Origin of the sequence: Actinomyces bouchesdurhonensis (assembly GCF_900128465.1) — a bacterium.
GTDB lineage: Bacteria > Actinomycetota > Actinomycetes > Actinomycetales > Actinomycetaceae > Pauljensenia > Pauljensenia bouchesdurhonensis.
Window position 1 is genome coordinate 710,330 of the sequence record NZ_LT635868.1, and the last position, 19,332, is coordinate 729,661.

Genomic DNA, 19,332 nt, shown 5'->3' on the forward strand with positions numbered 1-19,332 from the left:
TCTCTCAGTATCCGAAGGACAGATCGGTCGGGGCCTCGTCCTCGGCCTTGTCGGCCTTGGAAGAGTGGATGCCCTCGAGGGCGTAGCGCTTCATGAGGATGAACCACATGACGCCCAGGACGCCGTACAGGAGGGTGAAGAGAATGAGCGAGGCGAGCACCTGTCCTGCCGGGACGTTGGGGGAGATACCCACCTCGGTCATCATGGCGACGGAACCAAGGTCAGAACCCGTGGCCATCGCCTGCAGGTTCGGAACAACAACCCACGGCTGGCGACCCATCTCAGTGAAGATCCAGCCGAAGGACGCGGCCAGGAAAGGTAGCGGAATGTTGAGGACCGCGAAGCGACCCAGCCAGGTGTTCGACGAGGTCTTTCCGCCGCGGGTGGCCCACAGGCCCCACGCCGCCAGCAGGAAGGCCACCATGCCCAGACCGATCATGAATCGGAAGGACCAGAAGGTCACCATCTGTGGGGGACGGAAGTCGTACTGCGCGGCGTCGCCGTACTTGGCGGTGAAATTCGCGTCGGAGTTGAGCAACTCCACCATGTGCTCCTGGATGTCGGCGACGCCCTCGGAGGTAGCTGAGAAGGAGTTGTGGGACATGAAGGAGGCGACGCCCGGGACCTTGATGAACTGGGTCGGTTGCGTGCCGTCCTCACCCAGGGGGCAGGAACCGAACTGGGCGACCGTGAAGGCGGCTCCTTCAGTGTCGACGCAAATACCTTCGGCGGCGGCCATCTTCATCGGCTGTGCCTTGACCATTTCCTGGCCCTGAATGTGACCGGTCGCAACCGTGCCAATGCCGCCGATGAGGACGACGATCAAGCCGAAGCGGGCGATGGGACGCCACACGTCGCGCGCCTGCGCCACGGCCTCGTCACTGCCCTCACGGGAGGCACGTACCATCCACCAGATGGCCAGGCCAGCCACGAAGGAACCGGCCACCAGCCAGGCGGACGTGATGACGTGAGAGTACTCGGACAGGTAAACGCCCGAGGTAATGAGTTTAAGGAAACCGCCGGGACCGTCGAGCTCGGCGCGACCGGTGTCAGGGTTGAAGCGGGCGCCCACGGGGTGCTGCATCCATGCGTTGGCTGCGAGAATCCAGGCAGCTGACAGCATTGTGCCGATGGCGACGCACCAGATGGTCACCAGGTGAAGGCCTTTCGATAGGCGTCCCCATCCGAAGATCCACAGTCCCAGGAACGTGGACTCGAGGAAGAAGGCCAGGAGGGCCTCGACAGCTAGAGGAGCTCCGAAGATGTCACCGACGAAGCGGGAGTACTCTGACCAGTTCATACCGAACTGGAACTCCTGGACGATACCGGTGGCGACGCCGAGCGCGAAGTTGATAAGAAGGAGCTTGCCGAAGAAGCGGGTTGCTTGCAGCCAGTATTCCTTGCCGGTGCGGTGCCATGCGGTCTGCATGATCGCGACCAGCAGGGACAGGCCGATCGTTAGCGGTACGAGGACGAAGTGGTAGACGGTTGTGATACCGAACTGCCATCGTCCGACCGTGACCGCGTCGAGCGCTGTTTGCGCGATGGTCATGATGGGACCTTCCCGTGTGGGGATGAGAAATCGATATGCCCCGTGACGAAGACGTTGGGACCTACGTCACGGGCTGGCTTTAATGTAGCTCAAAAGACAGAAATGGAGCGCTTGAAATGCCGGTTATGTGATGGTTTTGTGACATATGTGTCCGAATATTTTTGATGGACTTGTCCGACTGATTATCTGGGTGTGATGTTGAACCTGTCGCCCATCGGGAGATGGTGCCTAGTCTTGTGAGACAATTAGGGTGAATGGATGTCGCGGGCGTGCCCCCGCGATGAGAGCCGAGCGATGATGTGCCGCCGGCACCTGCGCACCTGCGCTCCACTAGGTTTCCGCCCCCCGCGGGCGATGAAAATAGGGTGCGTCCCGGCATGGGGCGCGCGCCCACCATTGGAGAATCGTGACAACCGAATCAACTATGCCCGTGGCTCCTGCCGCGTCGCTTTTGTTCCAAGCACCCGTGTTCCAGGCCGCCCCCGAAGCGGCTACGCCTATCGTCGGCGAAGGATCCGAGCCTCAGCGTCGGCGTGCCTCCACCGCCCCCGAAGAGGAATCGGCTCCACGTGAAGAGACCTCCAAGCGTCGCCGCCGTTCCAAGAAAACGGAGGAGGCGCCGGTGGCCGCCGAAGAGAATGTTTCCGCCGGTGAGGGCGAGGAAACCCCTGTCGAGCCAAAGACTCGGCGCCGTCGTCGCCCCAAGACATCCGACGAGGCTTCGGCCGCTTCCGAAGAGAACGCCGAGAAAGCGAACGTAGCCTCACGCGAGACCGACTCAGTCGACGAGGAGGACTCCTCAAGTCGTCGTCGCCGCCGTCGCCGCGCACGTTCGGCTGCTTCGTCCTCGTCCGAAGAAAACTCCGATCCGGTCGATCAGGTGCAGGCTCTGAAGGGCTCAACCCGTCTGGAGGCCAAGAAGATGCGCCGTCGTGAGGGGCGTCGCGAAGGCCGTCGCCGCCACTCGATCTCCGAGTCCGAGTTTTTGGCTCGCCGCGAGTCCGTTGAACGCACGATGGTCATCCGCGACCAGGACGGCCTGGACCAGATTGCGATCCTGGAAGATGGCCTACTGGTTGAGCACTACGTTGCGCGGCGTACCCAATCCTCGATGGTTGGCAACATCTACCTGGGTCGCGTTCAGAACGTCCTGCCGTCGATGGAAGCCGCGTTCGTTGATGTTGGCCGTGGTCGTAACGCTGTGCTCTACGCCGGTGAAGTTAACTGGGATGCCGTCGGCATGGAGGGCAAGCCTCGCCGCATTGAATCCGCGCTGAAGTCCGGGGACCCCGTCCTCGTTCAGGTGACGAAGGATCCAATCGGACATAAGGGCGCCCGCCTGACCTCTCAGATCACTCTGGCGGGACGCTACCTGGTCCTCATTCCCGGCGGCTCCATGATGGGCATCTCCCGCAAGCTCCCGGATAAGGAACGTGCCCGCTTGAAGAAGATCCTCAAGGCCGTCGTGCCTTCCGGTTCCGGCGTCATCGTGCGTACCGCCGCGGAAGGTGCGACGGAGGAACAGATTCGCGACGACGTCGCGCGCCTGAACCGCCAGTGGGAGGACATTGAGAAGAAACGTACTTCCACGAAGAGCGCTCCAACACTGCTGCGCGGTGAGCCAGAGCTTGCTGTGCGCGTCGTGCGCGACATCTTCAACGAGGACTTCTCCAAGCTCGTTATCGAGGGGCGCGACACCTACGCGACCGTCAAGGAGTACGTGGATGAACTCAGCCCCGAACTCTCCGATCGCGTCGAGCAGTGGGTGGGCACTCAGGATGTGTTCCATGCGCATCGCATCGATGAGCAGCTCGCCAAGGGCATGGATCGTAAGGTCTGGCTGCCCTCGGGTGGTACCCTCATCATCGACCGCACCGAGGCGATGACCGTCATCGACGTCAACACCGGCAAGTTCATCGGGGCCGGCGGTACTCTCGAGGAGACGGTTACCCGCAACAACCTGGAGGCGGCCGAAGAGATTGTGCGCCAGCTGCGCCTACGCGACATCGGCGGCATCGTTATCATCGACTTCGTCGACATGGTGCTCGAGTCGAACCGTGACCTCGTGCTGCGCCGCCTGGTGGAGTGCCTGGGCCGCGACCGCACGCGCCACCAGGTCACCGAGATCACCTCGCTGGGGCTCGTGCAGATGACACGCAAGCGCGTGGGTGAGGGCCTGGTCGAGGCCTTCTCTACCCCATGCGAGGCATGCGAGGGTCGCGGATTTATCGTGCACCATCACCCCGTTGAAAACTCTGGATCTGATTCGTCGTCGAAGTCTTCCAATAAGGCTTCGAAGAAACAGCAGAAGAAGACGGAGAGCCACCATATCGAGGATCATGTGGATCACGAGCGCGCGAAGGAAGCCCTGAGCGCCATCGCCGCTGCCTCAACCCGTAAGGATGACGAGGCCTCGGCACGCAAGGAGGGGGCCGCCCAGAAGCGTTCCCCTCGCCGTGTGCGCGCCGAGTCCGGTGACGTGACATCTGCCCAAGAGGTGAACACACCAGTAACCGACCAGTCCGCATCGAAGGATAACGCGTCGGACGCTCCCGATGTTCAAGTACCCGCGGATCCTGATGCGCAGACCGCCATGGACAGCGGAGTGAAGCGTCCTCGTCGTCGCCGTCGCGTTGCGGAGACAACACCGATGCCCGACCTTCCGATCTACATTGACCTGCCCGATCCAGTTGAGTCTGCAGATCAGGTGCCGGTTCCGCTCAAGGATGCTTCCGACATTCAGCTGCCCGAGCAGCATGAGAAGGCACCTGCTACCCGCAGGCGCACTACCCGCAAGGTAGCCACGGCCTCGTCTGCTGAACCAGCTGAGGCTCCTGCTGAACCAGCTGAGGCTCCTGCTGTACCTGCTGAGCGTCACGTCGAGGATGATGCATCTACCGCCGAGGTCTCACCTGCCGAGGTTTCTGCCCCGCAGCTCCGCCAGGATCCCACGGCGCGCAAGGCTCGCAAACATCGCGCGGTCGCTTCCACAGGCATTGTTGAACCCGAGGCTGCCCCCGCCCCGATCGTTGTCGAGCTACCCGCCCGCGCCGAGGTTGTTGAGTCGTCCATCCCGACGCTCTCGACCGATGACATCCGGCTGCCGGAAGCGTCCGACCAGCCACGGGCCAAGCATCGCCGCCGCGTCGTGTCAACGGGCATCGTGGATGCGGGATAGTTTTTCTGGGAGAGAGGGATGACCGGATGGCCTTCCCTCTCTCGTGGGGGTGTGGAATCGCACAGCTATTCCGCCAATTCGTCAGTCGTGCCGGGTTGCACTCGGGCGCGTCAATCAGCTAGATTTGATCGTCGGCGCAACAAGCGCCAACGGGATCATGAGAACTTCGCAAGTCCTCGGCAGTTTCGAGGCGAGATCCCGGTTACGAATACGAGAAGAGATGAGCTCCAACGTGGTCTACGCGATCGTCAAGGCTGGCGGCCGGCAGGAAAAGGTGTCCGTCGGTGACGTCGTCGTCGTCGACAAGCTGGCAGAGGAAATCGGTTCGAGCATTGAGCTCCAACCGCTGATGCTGGTGGATGGCGACGCCATCACTGTTGACGCAGCCAAGCTGGACAAGGTTTCCGTTAAGGCTGAGGTTGTCGACTCGGCCAAGGGTCCCAAGATTTCCATCATCAAGTACAAGAACAAGTCGGGCTACCGCAAGCGCCAGGGGCACCGCCAGAAGATGTCGGTCGTCAAGATCACCGAGATCGCCTGAACCCGACGTTCCTACGAGCAGAAAGTAGCACCTGATGGCACATAAGAAGGGCCTTGGTTCCTCCCGTAACGGTCGCGACTCGAACGCACAGCGCCTCGGCGTGAAGCGTTACGGCGGCCAGCTAGTTAACGCTGGTGAGATCATCGTTCGTCAGCGCGGCACTCACTTCCACCCGGGCGACGGCGTTGGCCGTGGCAAGGACGATACCCTATTCGCCCTGCGCGCGGGTGCGGTCGAGTTCGGTCGCAAGCGCGATCGCAAGGTTGTGAGCGTTTCGCCGGTCTCAGCCTGAGACCGAGCGCACGAAGGGCGTCCGGCGTTGCCGGGCGCCCTTTTCACTATCTTTCTTCGGCAGGAGGAGTTCCAGTGGCAGACTTCGTGGACCGCGTGACTCTGCACGCGGCGGGTGGTCACGGCGGTAACGGCGTCGCCTCGATTAAACGTGAAAAGTTCAAACCGCTGGCAGGCCCCGACGGCGGGGATGGCGGTAATGGTGGTTCAGTCATTCTGGAGGTCAGTGAGCAAGAAACAACGCTGCTGAACTATCACCGTAAGCCTCACCGTCGCGCTGACAACGGTACGCCAGGCATGGGTGATTTCCGTCAGGGTAAGACAGGCGCGGACATCGTCCTACCGGTTCCCGAAGGAACGGTTGTGAAGTCGATGTCGGGTGAGCTACTCGCTGACTTGACGGGTGTGGGTGCGCGCTTCGTGGTCGCCGAGGGCGGTCGTGGAGGTTTGGGTAATGCTGCGCTGGCGTCCAAGGCCCGTAAGGCTCCCGGTTTTGCTCTGATGGGTGAGCCTGGTGAGGAACGCGATGTGATCCTCGAGCTCAAGTCCGTCGCGGATGTCGCCCTCGTCGGTTTTCCTTCGGCGGGCAAGTCTTCGCTGATCGCCGCCCTCAGTTTGGCGCGCCCGAAGATCGCTGATTATCCTTTTACGACCCTCGTGCCGAATCTTGGCGTCGTGTCGGCGGGGGATACGCGCTACACGGTCGCCGACGTCCCCGGCCTGATCCCCGGCGCGTCCCAGGGACGAGGCCTGGGCCTGGATTTCCTGCGTCACATTGAGCGCTGCGCGGTCATCGTGCACGTCCTGGACACGGCCGCTTTCGAGACCGACCGCGAGCCCGTGGAGGATCTGCGCATCATCGAGGCCGAGCTGGCCTCCTATCAGGGCGACCTGACTCAGGTCGAGGGCTACGTGCCGATCATGGAGCGCCCCCGCGTCATCGTCCTGAACAAGATCGACATTCCTGACGGGCGAGACCTGGCCGAGATCACGCGTCCCGACCTCGAGTCGTTCGGCTGGCCGGTCTTCGAGGTGTCCGCCGTGTCCCATGAGGGACTCAAGCAGCTGTCGTTCGCGTTGGCAGCCATCGTTGAAGAGGAGCGCGCGAAGCGCCCCGCCCTCGAGGCCGCTCGCCCCGTCATTCGCCCCAAGGCGGTCGGGCGCAGCGTGGAGATCACGGTGCGCAAGACCCGCAAGGATGGGGAAGAGGTCTACCAGGTGCGCGGCGACAAGCCGGAGCGCTGGGTGCGTCAGACGGACTTTTCTAATGACGAGGCCGTGGGATACCTCGCGGATCGCCTGAACGCCGCGGGCGTAGAGGACGAGCTGATGAAGGCTGGTGCTTTCGCCGGTGACACGATCGTGATCGGTGATTTGGATGGTGGTGTCGTCTTTGATTGGGAGCCGACACTGACAACTGGGCCTGAGCTGCTTGGCTCGCGTGGCACCGACCTGCGTTTGGAGCGCAATACTCGACCGAGTCGTAAGGAGCGTCGCGAGGTGTACCACCAGGTCATGGATGCTAAGAGTGCGGCTCGCGACGAGTTGTGGACCGAGCGCGAGGCCGGCCATTGGACGGATGCATCGGATCAGTCATGAGCGGAGTGTCCGGCGCGCACCGTATCGTCGTCAAGATTGGGTCGTCGTCCCTGACACGCGAGGACGGTGGTCTTGACCTGAATCGCATCGATGCTGTTGCACGCCTCGTGTCTCGCTGGCGTGGGCACGAACGCGAGGTCGTCATTGTTTCCTCCGGCGCTGTCGCTGCAGGTCTCGATCCGCTTGGTTTTTCGTCCAAGCCGAAGGATCTGCCGAGCGTGCAGGCTGCAGCTGCGATGGGACAGGGGCTCCTCATGGCGCGTTGGACGGCAGCGTTCCAGGCCCATCACCTGGACGCTGCTCAGGTCCTGCTGACAACAGATGATGTCATGCGTCGCGACCACTACACGAATGTGCGTGCTGCCTTGACACGCCTTCTTGGCCTCGGTGTTGTACCGATCCTGAACGAAAACGACGCTGTCACCACCCGTGAGCTGCGCTTCGGAGATAACGATCGCCTCGCTGCGCTCATCGCGCAGATGATCAAGGCTGATGCTCTCGTGCTGCTGACGGATGTGGACGGCCTCTACACCGCTCCTCCGGACCACCCGGGCTCGAAGCTCATCGAGCGTGTTGAGAGCGCGGACGACCTCATGAGCGTGCTCGTGACGGGCGCGGGCTCCCGTGTGGGCACGGGCGGCATGGCGACGAAGGTGCAGGCCGCAATGCTGGCGACCACCAGCGGTATCGGCGTGCAGCTCGCCAACGCGGATGCTCTTCAGGCGGTGCTGGCGGGTTCGTGCGTGGGCACGTGGTTTGAACCTTCCCACGAGCGTCCGGCTTCGCGCCGCCTCTGGATCGCTCACGTGGCTCCCTCACGCGGTGAGATTGTTGTCGATGAAGGCGCTGCGCAGGCAATTACGGTTGGCAAGAAATCATTGTTGGTTGCCGGCGTGCGCGCCGTACTGGGACACTTCGACGCAGGCGACGTCGTGGATGTTGCCTGTCCAACAGGCCTCGTTGCGCGCGGCGTCTCGGGGTATGACTCTGACACGCTGTCCGAGATAGCTGGTTGTGGCACTGCGGAGCTGGAGGCTGCGGGTCACGAACACCCCAGGCCGGCGATCCACCGCGACGATCTTGCGGTGTTGGGCGACGCATTTTCGACGATGAGTGCAGACTGAGACGGTCCGATCCCCCCTCGTGTGACATGATGAACGGGTGGATACTGCTGCAGATATTTCCCAGGTGACGGATGCCGCACGTGAGGCGGCACGCCTCCTCGCAAACGCAACGACTCATGCGAAGAACCGGGGGCTCGAGGCCATCGCGGCGGCTCTTGTTCAGCGCACCGACCAGATTCTGTCTGCGAACGCCGAGGACATGGCGCGTGGTCGCGCGGAACAGATGAGCGAGGGGCTACTGGATCGTCTGGCGCTGACCCCTGAACGCATTCGAGGCATCGCCGGGGCTGTTTGCGAGATCATAGCCCTGCCTGACCCGGTTGGCCAGGTTGTGCGTGGAATGCGCACGGACATCGGCCTGCGCGTCACCCAGGAGCGCGTTCCCCTGGGTGTCGTCGGCATCATCTACGAGGCCCGCCCCAATGTCACCGTCGACGCCGCCACCCTGGCGCTCAAGGCAGGCAACGCTGTGATTCTGCGCGGTGGCAGCGCAGCCCAGTCCTCGAACCACGTGCTCATCGATGTGTGCCGTGACGCTTTGACTTCCGTTGGTTTGCCCGCCGATGCGATTCAGACGGTCGACCGGTGGGGGCGCGCGGGTGCCCGGGCGATGATGCGGGCGCGCGGACAAATCGACGCACTCATTCCCCGCGGGGGAGCGGGCCTCATTAACGCCGTCGTCGAACAGTCGCGTGTCCCCGTCATCGAGACGGGCACTGGCAACTGTCACTTGTACGTCGACGCCTCTGCGGATCTCAACGCTGCCGAAGCAATCGTCATGAACGCGAAGACACAGCGTGTGGGAGTGTGTAACGCGGTGGAAACCTTGCTGGTCCACGCCGACGTGGCACCGCGTTTCCTGGCTGCGGCGATCACTCGCCTGACCGCCGCGGGGGTGACAATCCACGCCGATGCTGCCACCCGCGCCATCGTCGATGGCCAAGCTTCCATCGACTCGGAGATGATCGTGGAGGCAACGAAGGCCGATTGGGAAACCGAATACTTGTCGATGGACTTGGCTGTGCGCGTCGTCAGCGGCGTCGAGGATGCAACTGCGCACATCCGCCGCTACTCGACCGGTCATACTGAGGGCATCGTCGCGTCCGACGTCGCCGTTATCCGCGCCTTCCGGGAGGGAGTCGATGCTGCTGCTATCGCTATTAACGCCTCGACCCGCTTCACTGACGGTGGCCAGCTGGGGCTGGGCGCCGAAGTGGGTATCTCGACGCAGAAGCTACACGCGCGCGGACCTATGGGCCTCGCCGAGCTGACCACGACCACGTGGATTTACGAGGGGGAAGGAACCATTCGCCCGTGAACACGCAGGAGCAAGAATCAGCACAGGCCTCGAACGAGGAAGAGATCGAGAGGACCACAGAGGCGACCGCGGGCGCAACAGCAGCCCCAGCCTCGCCCCAGCACCCACCGCGCGCCCTTCGTCGGAGGCGGGCAATCGGCATCATGGGTGGCACCTTCGACCCTATCCACCACGGGCACCTCGTTGCCGCCTCCGAAGTCATGGACGTGTTTGGACTCGACCAGGTCGTGTTCGTTCCCGCTGCTTTGCAGCCCTTCAAAGCGGGACGACGCGTCACTTCGGCTGAGCACCGCTACCTGATGACCGTCATTGCGACTGCCTCGAACCCGCGTTTCGCGGTTTCCCGCGTGGACATCGATCGCGGAGGCACAACTTTCACGATCGACACGCTCGCGGACCTCGCCACGGAGTACCCGGATTCGGACTTCTATTTCATCACAGGCGCCGACGCCCTGGCGCAGATCGCGCAATGGAAGGACGCCGAGAGGCTCTTCGAACAGGCGCACTTCATCGGTGTCACCAGGCCGGGGCATGATCTCTCGGATTCCCCCTTGCCTGGCAGATCCGTGTCCCTGCTCGAGGTGCCCGCCATGGCGATTTCATCAACTGACTGCCGTTCGCGCGTCGAGGAGGGTAAACCCGTGTGGTATCTCGTGCCCGACGGCGTCGTTCAATACATCAACAAGTACGGCCTCTACAGGTCCTAACCGAGGAGAACAGTGAGCCTTCCCGACGCTACTTCAGATCTGGTGACGCTGGTCGCTCGTGCAGCCCACGACCGCGGTGGTATCAACCCTGTCTTGGTTGATGTCACCAGCAAACTCGCCCTGGCCGACGCCTTCGTCGTCGTATCCGCGCCGACCGACCGGCAGGTGCGGGCAATTTCGGAGGACATCATGGACCGCGTGTGGGCGGAGCGCGGGCGCCGTCCCGACCACATTGAGGGCCGCGCCGAGGGGACATGGGTACTCCTGGACTATTCGGAGTTGCTCGTCCATGTGCTATGCGAGGATGAACGCGAATACTACGCGCTCGAACGCCTGTGGGGTGATTGCCCAGCCGTTCCGATCGACGTGGATACCGACCAAGCCCGCGCGGCCGCGGCCGCGCGGGCGGCTGCCCACGGCGCGGAGTCGGCGCAATGAGTGCCTCACGCATCGTTCTGCTGCGTCATGGACAGACGGACTTTAACCTCGAGCGTCGTTTCCAGGGGCACATCGATAAGCCTCTGAACGATGTGGGCAGGTCCCAGGCGGCGGGTGCTGCAGGCGTACTCGTGAGTCGCCTGTGCGAGCCGAGCGCGGAGGTCGGTATCGTGACTGCTGAGACAATGCCCGTAGACGATAATGGGGGAGTACGCATCATCTGCTCGCCTCTGGGGCGAGCCTGCGAGACTGCACGCATTCTCCTTCGAGTGTTTGACATTGCGGGATACCCCGCTGAAGGTCCGTTCGCCGACGAGAGGCTTACGGAACGTTTCTACGGCACCTTCGAGGGGAAAACCTACGAGGAGATCGCCTCCGAGCAACCTGAGGCATATTCGCAGTATCGTGCGACTGGTGAGTGTGAGCGCGCCGACGTTGAGCGTTCTGAGGTCGTGGGGGAACGTATACGCGACGCGGTCGTGGAGGCTGCGGCCGCGTGCCGTTCCGATCAATCGCTCATTGCTGTCTCCCACGGTTCCGCAATTGCGAGGGGTATCGTCTCTCTGCTCGGACTTGACCCGGCTGTTTTTAATGGGTTGCGTGGCGTCGATAACTGCCACTGGTCGGAACTTGTGCCCGTCGGTATCTCGACCGCGAAGAGTGCGGCGCGGACGGGTTGGCGCCTGGCATCGCACAACATCGGTGCGCGTGAGGACGTCCTGGGTGCCTAGACGCTGTCTTGGGCCTATCCATCTGCCTCTGCGACTGATGACAGTCAGTGTGATCAGGGACATGTAATCTGATTTGCGTATTCTTCATGGAGTCCGCTAGTATTTATCAGGTCGCCGGGGCGACGAACTGAATAAAGGGGCTATGGCGCAGTTGGTAGCGCGCTTCCATGGCATGGAAGAGGTCGGGGGTTCGAATCCCCCTAGCTCCACCGAAATTCCGACACTCGCGTAGTGGGTGTCGGTTTTTTGTCTATTCGGTCATCTGCTGCGGGATGGGCCTGTGGGGGAGTGTGGCTTCATGTGATGGCGCCTGGCCTGCGTGGCTCTGGGGGTTGTGGGACAAACCGATACATTTGTCCGTCCTCCAAGTTGGTGACCATCGACTTCAGGGCCGACTTTGTGGTACTGGCAAGCCGACAAGTTGTCACAAAACCAACGCGTTTTGTTATATGAGCACACTATTGCGTGTCTCAACCGGCTTTTCGCATTGTGGGGTGAGTAGTGTCCCGCATAGTGGCGTAAGTGCGTGGTGATCGGCCTGTTGTTCTGTAGGTCAAGCAGGAGAGTCTAATGTGTCTCCGAATACCTAAAATGTTAGGCTGCGGTCACAGTTGGACTTTTGGTCCGGTAAGTAACTGGGGGCTATAGGCGCAAACGTGGTGCTTTAGACGGCGTGTCGTGGGTCTAGTGGGCGCGTCCNGCTGAGCCTTCCTGTTCGTCTTGGGTGTGCCGAGACGTCGCCCACGCGATGAAGTCTGCCAGCTCATCGGCTTGTTCGTGTCGGCGCGCACGCCCTGATGGACATGTGGTTGACAGGGCGCACGAGGTGCATTTCCACCGTTGAGCGCCCGCCGCGGTGTGTCCATTCTTCTTCATCGGCACAGCGCACACCGGGCAACGCCGAGCACGATTCGATCGTGTTCTCACCCACTACACGATCACCCCAGAAAGTCAAGGAAGCTGCGCGATTAACCGCCCGAACCTAAATAACAGCGACTTTCGCCCGCAATCCCAACCTAAACCCGGAACTTAAGCACCACGTTCGTGACCGATAGTCCGTAACTGGGTGGTAAATATAACGATTTGGTATCGCTATGTGGAATGTTCAAGACCTGTCAAATCTCAAAAGGCCTGGAATTGCGTATATTCATTGGTAATTGCTTACTGAAAAAAGTTGATTGTGAGCGTACCGCGTGGAAAGATTTACCTGTCTTTGTTTCATAGTGTTAGGTCGATAGTCGATGTCGTTCCAGCTCACCCGAACCCACACCTCGGTCGTTCTCGCCGCCACAACGATCGCAGCCTCACTCGTCGTAATTCCCTCTCTCGCTGAGGGGAATCAAGCCAGCCAGGACGGATTCTGTGCGGCACTCACGGGCGCGGAGCCGCGCATTACATCTGAATACAACCCGCTTCTCGCCAGCTACGCTGCGGGCGCTGCGGGTGCCTCGACCCCCTCTGCGACCGGTTCTGATCGGGAAACTGAGCTGCGCGACGCTCTCGACGCCGCGAAGGCCTCACTCGCTGCCGCCCAACAGAGCGCCGTGAACGCTACGGCCTCAACGGTCGCCGACAACACGACGGACGTTGACACGGTAAGCCGCGCACTGGGCTGGGTTGACTGGTCGCAAGTCGACGATGCCACCCAGGCAAAGATTATCGAGGTGCTGGTCGTTCAGAAGATGAACGCCTATCGAGTTAACGCTGGTCTTCCGGAATTGGTTGTTTCGGATACGCTGACTAGCGACTCTCGTTCATGGAGCCAGCATATGTCCGATACAGACGACTTCAGTCACGATCCAACGTGGAAGTATTGGAACGGCGTGACCCTTGACGGCGGTGAAACCAGCTACGCTGGAGAGAATATCGCTTACAACTACCGCGAAAACTTCGGTGACAAATGGGGAGCTTACGGGACGACCAAGGACCCGATGCAGGCCGCGAATGCGCTCTTCGATCAGTGGAAGAATTCCCCTGGCCATGACAAGAACATGCTCGCTCGCAACAACGTTGTCGGCGTTGGTGTGCACATCGCCAAGCACGGCCAGTTCACTCGTATCTACGGGACTCAGAAATTCTATGCCATCTCTGGCAGCGGAGTTGATACCGCGCGCTTCCATACGACTGGCGATGCAGCCTCGGCCTACGGTTTCGACGGCGCGGCATTCGTGGCAGACAATACGAATTACGTGTCAGGCTTGGCTGGATCTGGTGACGAACAGCGTGCGAACTCCTGGCAGAATCTGGTCGGCGCCCTTCCTGGCGTAGTTCTTCCCGTCGATGTGAACCAACTTCCTACAAAGGCCGGGGCTGACGCTCCTGCGGCCTCTGCAGCCGCCTCCGCAGGCGCGCATGATGCGACAGTTGATAATCAGGCTGTCGCCGCTGCGCAAGCGAACGTTGATGCCGCACAGGCAGCATTGGATGACTATCTAGCAAACCCGTCCAGTGAGCAGTCGCCGCAGAGTCTATCCGACATTGACGCCCAACTCGACACGACTGCCGATGCTATTGCTGCTGATACCTCCGTTCGCCCTGAAAAGGACGGCGGTGTGACGATGCAAGGGACAGATCAGTCTGGCCGTTATCTCACGGCGGAGGAGTACCGCAACGCGGTAACGCGTTGCATGACGAGCGCCGGTTCCTACGATCCTGCTAAGCCCGCCGATCAGAAGAAGGACGTCNTGCGGCCACGAGCATGCGCTGCGCATCCGACCCGGAGGCAGCGGTGCGGGCCAGGAGGAGCAGGCGACGCCCTGTATCCTCGGCAGCTTCTGCGCGAGCCTGCGGTGCGACGAAGGTGCGCACGGCCTCGTCGATGTGGCGCAGCGTCAGCATGAGCAGGCTCATGTTGTCCTCGACCGGGATCGAGGTCAGCGCCAGGTTCAGGTAATCGCGGGCGGGCATCTCGCCGTCGCGGGTCATATCCCACGCGGAGGCCATGACGACGCCGCGCGTGAGGGAGTCCGTGAACTTCGTGATGTTGGAGATCGCGAAGGCCAGCGACTGCTCGNACCCGGCCCCTCGACCCCGGCACCCAGCCAGTCCACCCCATCCACCCCCACGCCGTCGGCTCCGGCACCCGGCCCCTCGACCCCGGCACCCGCCCCCTCGGCTCCAGCACCGGCATCGGATGAAGGCACGAATCCCTCCAACGTACGTGTGCAGACCCTCGCAGCGACGGGTTCATCCGCCGTGTGGGTTGCGGTTGGTGCAGTGGCTGTCCTAGTCGCCGGCATTGGTGCGCTCGTCGCGTCGCGGCGTGCTAAGAACTGAAATAGTTCGCGGTAAGAGAGGCCCGTCTTCGTAATGAACGAAGACGGACCTCTCTTTGTGTGTGTGATTCGGTGACGTCGCTGAGAGATACAGCTATTCACCGATGGGCGATCAGATCAGCGAACCGTCGCTGGCGAACTGGTACCAGGTGCCGTTGATGTAGGCGGGACCCGTCACCATCTTGCCGGAAGACTGCAGGTAGAACCAGGTTGAGCCGAGCTTAACCCAGCCGGTGACCATGGCGCCGGACTCGTTCAGGAGGTACCAGTCATCACCGATCTTGGTCCAGCCGGTGACCATCTCTCCCTTGTCCTTGAAGTAGTACCAGGTGCCGCCGACCTGGCTCCAGCCGGTCGCCATCTTGCCGCTGTTCTCCAGGTAGTACCAGTCGTTGCCCTGCTTGGTCCAGCCGGTGACCATGGCGCCGGACTCGTTCAGGAGGTACCAGTCATCACCCTGCTTGGTCCAGCCGGTGACCATCTCTCCCTTGTCCTTGAAGTAGTACCAGGTGCCGCCGACCTGGCTCCAACCGGTCGCCATCTTGCCGGTTTCCTCCAGGTAGTACCAGTCGTTGCCCTGCTTGGTCCAGCCGGTGACCAGAGAGCCGGACTCGTTCAGGAGGTACCAGTCATCACCCTGCTTGGTCCAACCGGTAGCCATGGTGCCGTCTTCACCGAGGAAGTAGAGCTTGCCGCCGACAGCCTGCCAGCCGATCCCTTGAGCGCCGGACGGCTGGTAGTACTCCCACTTGCCGTCATTGTTGTACCAACCGGTGACCATGTAGCCATTCTCGTCGAAACGGTAGGTCTTGCCGTCGATCTTCTGGACGACACTCTTCGGGTAGCTCTTGCCGNCCGGGCGTGCTGGGCTCGCTGCCGGGCGTGCTGGGCTCGCTGCCGGGCGTGCTGGGCTCGCTGCCGGGCGTGCTGGGCTCGCTGCCGGGCGTGCTGGGCTCGCTGCCGGGCGTGCTGGGCTCGCTGCCGGGCGTGCTGGGCTCGCTGCCGGGCGTGCTGGGCTCGCTGCCGGGCGTGCTGGGCTCGCTGCCGGGCGTGGTCGGCTCGGACGCGACTGGGCTGGTTGCTCCGGGAGCAGGAGTGTCATCAGCGTACGTCGGCAGGATGATGCCAGCCGAGACAACGGCAGCGCTCAGCGTCGCAATGGCGGCGCGGCGAAGATTGGAGGCACGCATATTGTTTCCTCTCGGGAAGAATGGCGAAGACGAATGTGTCACGTGCCGTGACATATCCACACATCATTAGTGTCGTCGGGGTGAACCTACGACGGTCACTTGTCGAGTATGTACGACAGTTTGTTACAAATCAAGCGATAAGAGTTGTCGCGAGTCTAGCTTTCCATTCAGTTAATGCGGATATTCGTTAATCAGCTAACCGGTCGATAGCTTGGCAGTTATTGATTAAATGTTAGCGACGTATCTTAAGTTGCCTAAGAGTGACCACTGGGTAACCCATGTAGTGTGATGTACGTAACTAAATACTGTAGGACTCACTGCACCACTAACCAGCAGGTTGGTATTGTTCAACAGTCGGTGGCGCTAAGACGGGAGCCTCGCCAGCTCTCGATGATGCCGACGCCATCGTCACGCAGAGTTGCCTCCCCCCTTGCTCGACAAGAGGGCACCGCACTCATTCGACTGATCAACACGTATCGTTTCGCGATCGTTACCTGAGTCTGCGTCGCCAGTCGTACTTTGCGCGCCATGGCGCGGACTCGCCCCATCTCCACTGGCGGGTTGGACCACTTTGCTGTGCGTGACCGTCCCTTTCTGCAGATGCCCAGGCGAGAGACTACCGAAGCCGATTCTCATTCCCGCGCTATGGCTGATAACGCGATAACGTCCTATCAACGAGGCGGGTGTTCCCTTATGCATTCACACGCTGAGAAGAGAACAGACAGCGCCCGGGGTAGCTGTGACCACCCCGGGCGCTTGTATGCGATGTTCTCAGTCTGCGTCCACCGCCTGGTTGGCGATCTGACGTTCACATACGTCGATGAGTTCGCGGATGATGCGCAGCGTTCCGGCGGATGCGTCGGCGTGAGCCTCGATCCACGCCTTGCCTGCTGCAACCACGTCGACCTCGGGCGCGTAGCCGGCGAGCGCGGTCGGGAAGAGCAGCGTCGTGAGGTCCTCGGCGGTGTGGAAGGTGAAACGCTCCCAGATGTCCGTCAGGGCATCGAAGTACTCGCCGACGTAGGAGGCATAGGCGGAGGGCGTGCTGCGAGCCTGCGCCCAGAAACCGGAGATCATCGCCCAGCGGGTGTCGTTGGGGATCGAGGTATCGGTCAGGACCTTGTCCCACACGTCGGCCTTGATCCACTCGCCGGAGCGCGCTGCGCGGCAGGCTGCTGCGTTCTGGTGACCGGTCATCGTGTCGTCAATGGCTTCAAGGGCATCAATGTCGGCCTCGGTGGCGGCGCCGCCGCGCACGAGGGAGAGGAGCAGGCCCCACTTGAGATCGACATCCAGGTCCAGGCCGTCCAGCGTCTGCGTGCCGTCGAAGAGGCCGCGGATGGCGTCGAACTGCTCGGTGCTGGTCGCGTTGCGTGCGGCTGCGGCCACGAGCATGCGCTGCGCATCCGACCCGGAGGCAGCGGTGCGGGCCAGGAGGAGCAGGCGACGCCCTGTATCCTCGGCAGCTTCTGCGCGAGCCTGCGGTGCGACGAAGGTGCGCACGGCCTCGTCGATGTGGCGCAGCGTCAGCATGAGCAGGCTCATGTTGTCCTCGACCGGGATCGAGGTCAGCGCCAGGTTCAGGTAATCGCGGGCGGGCATCTCGCCGTCGCGGGTCATATCCCACGCGGAGGCCATGACGACGCCGCGCGTGAGGGAGTCCGTGAACTTCGTGATGTTGGAGATCGCGAAGGCCAGCGACTGCTCGTCCAGGCGAACCTTCGCGTATCCGAGGTCGCCGTCGTTGACCAGGATGAAGTCGGGACGGGCGATGCCGGCGGCCGCCTCGACGATCGTGGACGCGCCATCCACGTCGAACTCGTCGCGGAAGACCTGGGCCAGCGCGGCCTCCTCGGTCAGCGAGTAGCCGGCGACGCCCAGGCGATGCGGACGCAGGGAGGCGCCCTCGGAGAAGGCCTCCTGGACGACCTCGAGGCGCTCGATGACACCGTCCTCGCCCGTTGTGATAACCGGGCGCAGGAGGGTCACGCCGGCCTCCTCCAGCCACACCTTCGACCAGGCCGCCAGGTCACGGCCCGACGCGGCCGCCAGCTCGGAGAGCAGGTCATCCAGCGTGGCGTTGGCGTAGGAGTGCTTCGTCAGGTACTCGTGCAGGCCCGCGAAGAACGCGTCGCGCCCCACGTAGGAGACGAGCTGGCGCAGCACGGAGGCGCCCTTGGCGTAGGTGATGCCGTCGAAGTTGACCTCGACGTCGGCCAGGTCACGGATCTCGGCCGTGATCGGGTGGGTGGTGGGCAGCTGATCCTGCTTGAGGCCCCAGTCCTTGCGGACCATGAAGCCGGTCCAGCCCTCGGTGTACTTCGTGGCCTCGGCCAGGGCGAGGTGGCTCATGAACTCGGCGAAGGACTCGTTGAGCCACAGGTCATTCCACCACTTCATGGTGACCAGGTCGCCGAACCACATGTGCGCCAGCTCGTGCAGGATCGTGTTGGCGCGAGCCTCCATCTGGGCCTCGGTCGGGCGCGTACGGAACACGTAGGCATCGCGGAAAGTTACGCAGCCCGCGTTTTCCATGGCACCCGCGTTGTACTCGGGCACGAAGATCTGATCGTACTTCGTGAAGGGGTAGGCGATGCCGTAGGCGCTCTCGAAGAACTCGAAGCCGCGACGGGTGATGTCGATGATCTCCTCGGCGTCCAGGTGCTCGACGATCGACGCGCGCGCGTAGACGCCCAGGTCGATCGTGCGCCCGTCGGAGGAGGTGAGCGAGGCAGTGGTGCCCTGGTAGGGGCCGGCGACGATCGCGGTGATGTACGTGGACATCGTCTCCGTGGTCGCAAAGCGGTAGGTCCACGCGTCGCCGTCTTCCTCGGGGGAGGGGGTGGGCGCGTTGGAGAAGACCTTCCAGCCCTTGGGGACCTTCACGGTCAGTGTGAAGGTCGACTTCAGGTCGGGCTGCTCGAAGGTCGTGTACACGCGGCGCGCGTCCGGAACCTCGAACTGGGAGTAGGTGTAGGCCTGGCCGTCCGCGGGATCGACGAAGCGGTGCAGGCCCTCGCCCGTGTGCATGTACTGGCAGGACGCGTCCACCTCGAGCACGTTGTGTTCTGCCAGGTTCTCCAGGGCGATGCGGTTGTCCTGGTGGACGGTGAAGGGGTCGAGGGCGTTGCCGTTGAGGCGAATCGAGTGAACGTTGGTGGAGACGAGGTCCGCGAACGTGGAGGCGCCTTCGCGCGCGTCGAACTCGATGCGGGTAAAAGAACCGAAGTCGGTGTCGCCGCGCGTGAGGTCCAGGGAAATTTCGTAGCGCGTCACTGAGGGGATGATTGAGGCGCGTTCGGTTGCTTCCTCTCGGGTGAGGTTCAGGCCTGGCATGGGGTGCCTTTCCGTCGATGGAATGGGGGGCGCTATCGCGCCTAACATTCCT

At 62.3% G+C, this 19,332-nt stretch carries 14 protein-coding genes, 1 tRNA gene and 3 pseudogenes; 12 read left to right on the forward strand and 6 right to left on the reverse strand.

From position 1 onward, the window contains the following. Positions 1-4 precede the first annotated feature (4 nt). Positions 5-1,552 carry a cytochrome ubiquinol oxidase subunit I gene (locus BQ7477_RS08145; RefSeq protein ID WP_073983493.1) on the reverse strand — a complete coding sequence of 516 codons (1,548 nt, stop codon included), beginning with the start codon at positions 1,550-1,552 and terminating at the stop codon, positions 5-7. Positions 1,553-1,976: 424 nt separating this feature from the next. Between BQ7477_RS08145 and BQ7477_RS08150 the strand changes: the two genes are divergently transcribed. The 10 genes from BQ7477_RS08150 (at position 1,977) to BQ7477_RS08195 (ending at position 11,688) form a co-directional block, all read left to right on the forward strand. Beyond that, the gene (locus BQ7477_RS08150) at positions 1,977-4,730 is read left to right on the forward strand and encodes an Rne/Rng family ribonuclease (RefSeq protein ID WP_420884438.1); all 2,754 of its coding nucleotides are present in this window, start codon (positions 1,977-1,979) and stop codon (positions 4,728-4,730) included. A gap of 220 nt (positions 4,731-4,950) precedes the next feature. Further along, entirely contained in the window at positions 4,951-5,271 is a 321-nt protein-coding gene (gene rplU, locus BQ7477_RS08155; protein ID WP_021610652.1) for a 50S ribosomal protein L21, read from the forward strand. Positions 5,272-5,305: 34 nt separating this feature from the next. Further along, positions 5,306-5,563 carry a 50S ribosomal protein L27 gene (gene rpmA, locus BQ7477_RS08160; protein ID WP_016461852.1) on the forward strand — a complete coding sequence of 86 codons (258 nt, stop codon included), beginning with the start codon at positions 5,306-5,308 and terminating at the stop codon, positions 5,561-5,563. A gap of 74 nt (positions 5,564-5,637) precedes the next feature. Beyond that, entirely contained in the window at positions 5,638-7,161 is a 1,524-nt protein-coding gene (gene obgE / locus BQ7477_RS08165) for a GTPase ObgE (RefSeq protein ID WP_073983495.1), read from the forward strand. Further along, positions 7,158-8,285 carry a glutamate 5-kinase gene (gene proB, locus BQ7477_RS08170; RefSeq protein ID WP_073983496.1) on the forward strand — a complete coding sequence of 376 codons (1,128 nt, stop codon included), beginning with the start codon at positions 7,158-7,160 and terminating at the stop codon, positions 8,283-8,285. The genes obgE and proB overlap by 4 nt, the downstream gene beginning before the upstream one ends. Positions 8,286-8,322: 37 nt before the next feature. Then, complete coding sequence (locus BQ7477_RS08175) at positions 8,323-9,603, forward strand: glutamate-5-semialdehyde dehydrogenase (protein ID WP_073983497.1); 1,281 nt, start codon at positions 8,323-8,325, stop codon at positions 9,601-9,603. Then, complete coding sequence (gene nadD / locus BQ7477_RS08180) at positions 9,600-10,310, forward strand: nicotinate-nucleotide adenylyltransferase (RefSeq protein WP_073983498.1); 711 nt, start codon at positions 9,600-9,602, stop codon at positions 10,308-10,310. Before BQ7477_RS08175 ends, nadD begins: the two co-directional genes overlap by 4 nt. 12 nt (positions 10,311-10,322) lie before the next feature. Further along, positions 10,323-10,748 (forward strand): ribosome silencing factor, encoded by a 426-nt coding sequence (gene rsfS / locus BQ7477_RS08185; protein ID WP_073983499.1) that lies wholly within the window; start codon positions 10,323-10,325, stop codon positions 10,746-10,748. Beyond that, positions 10,745-11,479 carry a histidine phosphatase family protein gene (locus BQ7477_RS08190; RefSeq protein ID WP_073983500.1) on the forward strand — a complete coding sequence of 245 codons (735 nt, stop codon included), beginning with the start codon at positions 10,745-10,747 and terminating at the stop codon, positions 11,477-11,479. Before rsfS ends, BQ7477_RS08190 begins: the two co-directional genes overlap by 4 nt. A 136-nt stretch (positions 11,480-11,615) precedes the next feature. Next, a tRNA-Ala gene (locus BQ7477_RS08195) sits at positions 11,616-11,688 on the forward strand. Between the two features lie 475 nt (positions 11,689-12,163). On the opposite strand, the gene BQ7477_RS13055 is transcribed toward BQ7477_RS08195, so the two are convergent. After that, positions 12,164-12,406: a transposase-like zinc-binding domain-containing protein gene (locus BQ7477_RS13055; RefSeq protein ID WP_420884434.1), complete on the reverse strand. Its 243-nt coding sequence runs from the start codon at positions 12,404-12,406 to the stop codon at positions 12,164-12,166. A gap of 755 nt (positions 12,407-13,161) precedes the next feature. On the opposite strand from BQ7477_RS13055, the pseudogene BQ7477_RS12805 reads away from it, so the two are divergent. Continuing rightward, positions 13,162-13,494 (forward strand): annotated as a pseudogene (locus BQ7477_RS12805) (CAP domain-containing protein); the annotation flags it as partial. Between the two features lie 670 nt (positions 13,495-14,164). On the opposite strand, the pseudogene BQ7477_RS12810 reads toward BQ7477_RS12805, so the two are convergent. The 3 genes and pseudogenes from BQ7477_RS12810 to BQ7477_RS12820 all read right to left on the reverse strand — a co-directional run. Further along, a pseudogene (locus BQ7477_RS12810) lies at positions 14,165-14,491 on the reverse strand (ERAP1-like C-terminal domain-containing protein); the annotation flags it as partial. A gap of 375 nt (positions 14,492-14,866) precedes the next feature. Further along, positions 14,867-15,235: a hypothetical protein gene (locus tag BQ7477_RS12815; RefSeq protein ID WP_338072954.1), complete on the reverse strand. Its 369-nt coding sequence runs from the start codon at positions 15,233-15,235 to the stop codon at positions 14,867-14,869. After that, positions 15,233-15,580, reverse strand: a pseudogene (locus BQ7477_RS12820) (N-acetylmuramoyl-L-alanine amidase family protein); the annotation flags it as partial. The gene BQ7477_RS12815 and the pseudogene BQ7477_RS12820, both read right to left, overlap by 3 nt. Positions 15,581-15,615: 35 nt before the next feature. Here BQ7477_RS12820 and BQ7477_RS12680 point away from each other — a divergent pair. Beyond that, on the forward strand, positions 15,616-16,014 hold the full coding sequence (locus BQ7477_RS12680) for a hypothetical protein (RefSeq protein ID WP_159430588.1): 399 nt from the start codon (positions 15,616-15,618) through the stop codon (positions 16,012-16,014). A gap of 701 nt (positions 16,015-16,715) precedes the next feature. Here the strand turns inward: BQ7477_RS12680 and pepN are convergent. Further along, positions 16,716-19,280, reverse strand: coding sequence for an aminopeptidase N (pepN, locus tag BQ7477_RS08225; RefSeq protein WP_073983504.1), 2,565 nt, complete (start codon positions 19,278-19,280; stop codon positions 16,716-16,718). Positions 19,281-19,332 lie beyond the last annotated feature (52 nt).

Coding starts and splice junctions, on each gene's coding strand:
- BQ7477_RS08150 (WP_420884438.1), top strand. CDS start 1,977: ATGCCCGTGGCTCCTGCCGCGTCGCTTTTGTTCCAAGCACCCGTGTTC.
- BQ7477_RS08145 (WP_073983493.1), bottom strand. CDS start 1,552: ATGACCATCGCGCAAACAGCGCTCGACGCGGTCACGGTCGGACGATGG.
- BQ7477_RS12815 (WP_338072954.1), bottom strand. CDS start 15,235: ATGGTCACCGGCTGGACCAAGCAGGGTGATGACTGGTACCTCCTGAAC.
- proB (WP_073983496.1), top strand. CDS start 7,158: ATGAGCGGAGTGTCCGGCGCGCACCGTATCGTCGTCAAGATTGGGTCG.
- BQ7477_RS08190 (WP_073983500.1), top strand. CDS start 10,745: ATGAGTGCCTCACGCATCGTTCTGCTGCGTCATGGACAGACGGACTTT.
- pepN (WP_073983504.1), bottom strand. CDS start 19,280: ATGCCAGGCCTGAACCTCACCCGAGAGGAAGCAACCGAACGCGCCTCA.
- rpmA (WP_016461852.1), top strand. CDS start 5,306: ATGGCACATAAGAAGGGCCTTGGTTCCTCCCGTAACGGTCGCGACTCG.
- rplU (WP_021610652.1), top strand. CDS start 4,951: ATGAGCTCCAACGTGGTCTACGCGATCGTCAAGGCTGGCGGCCGGCAG.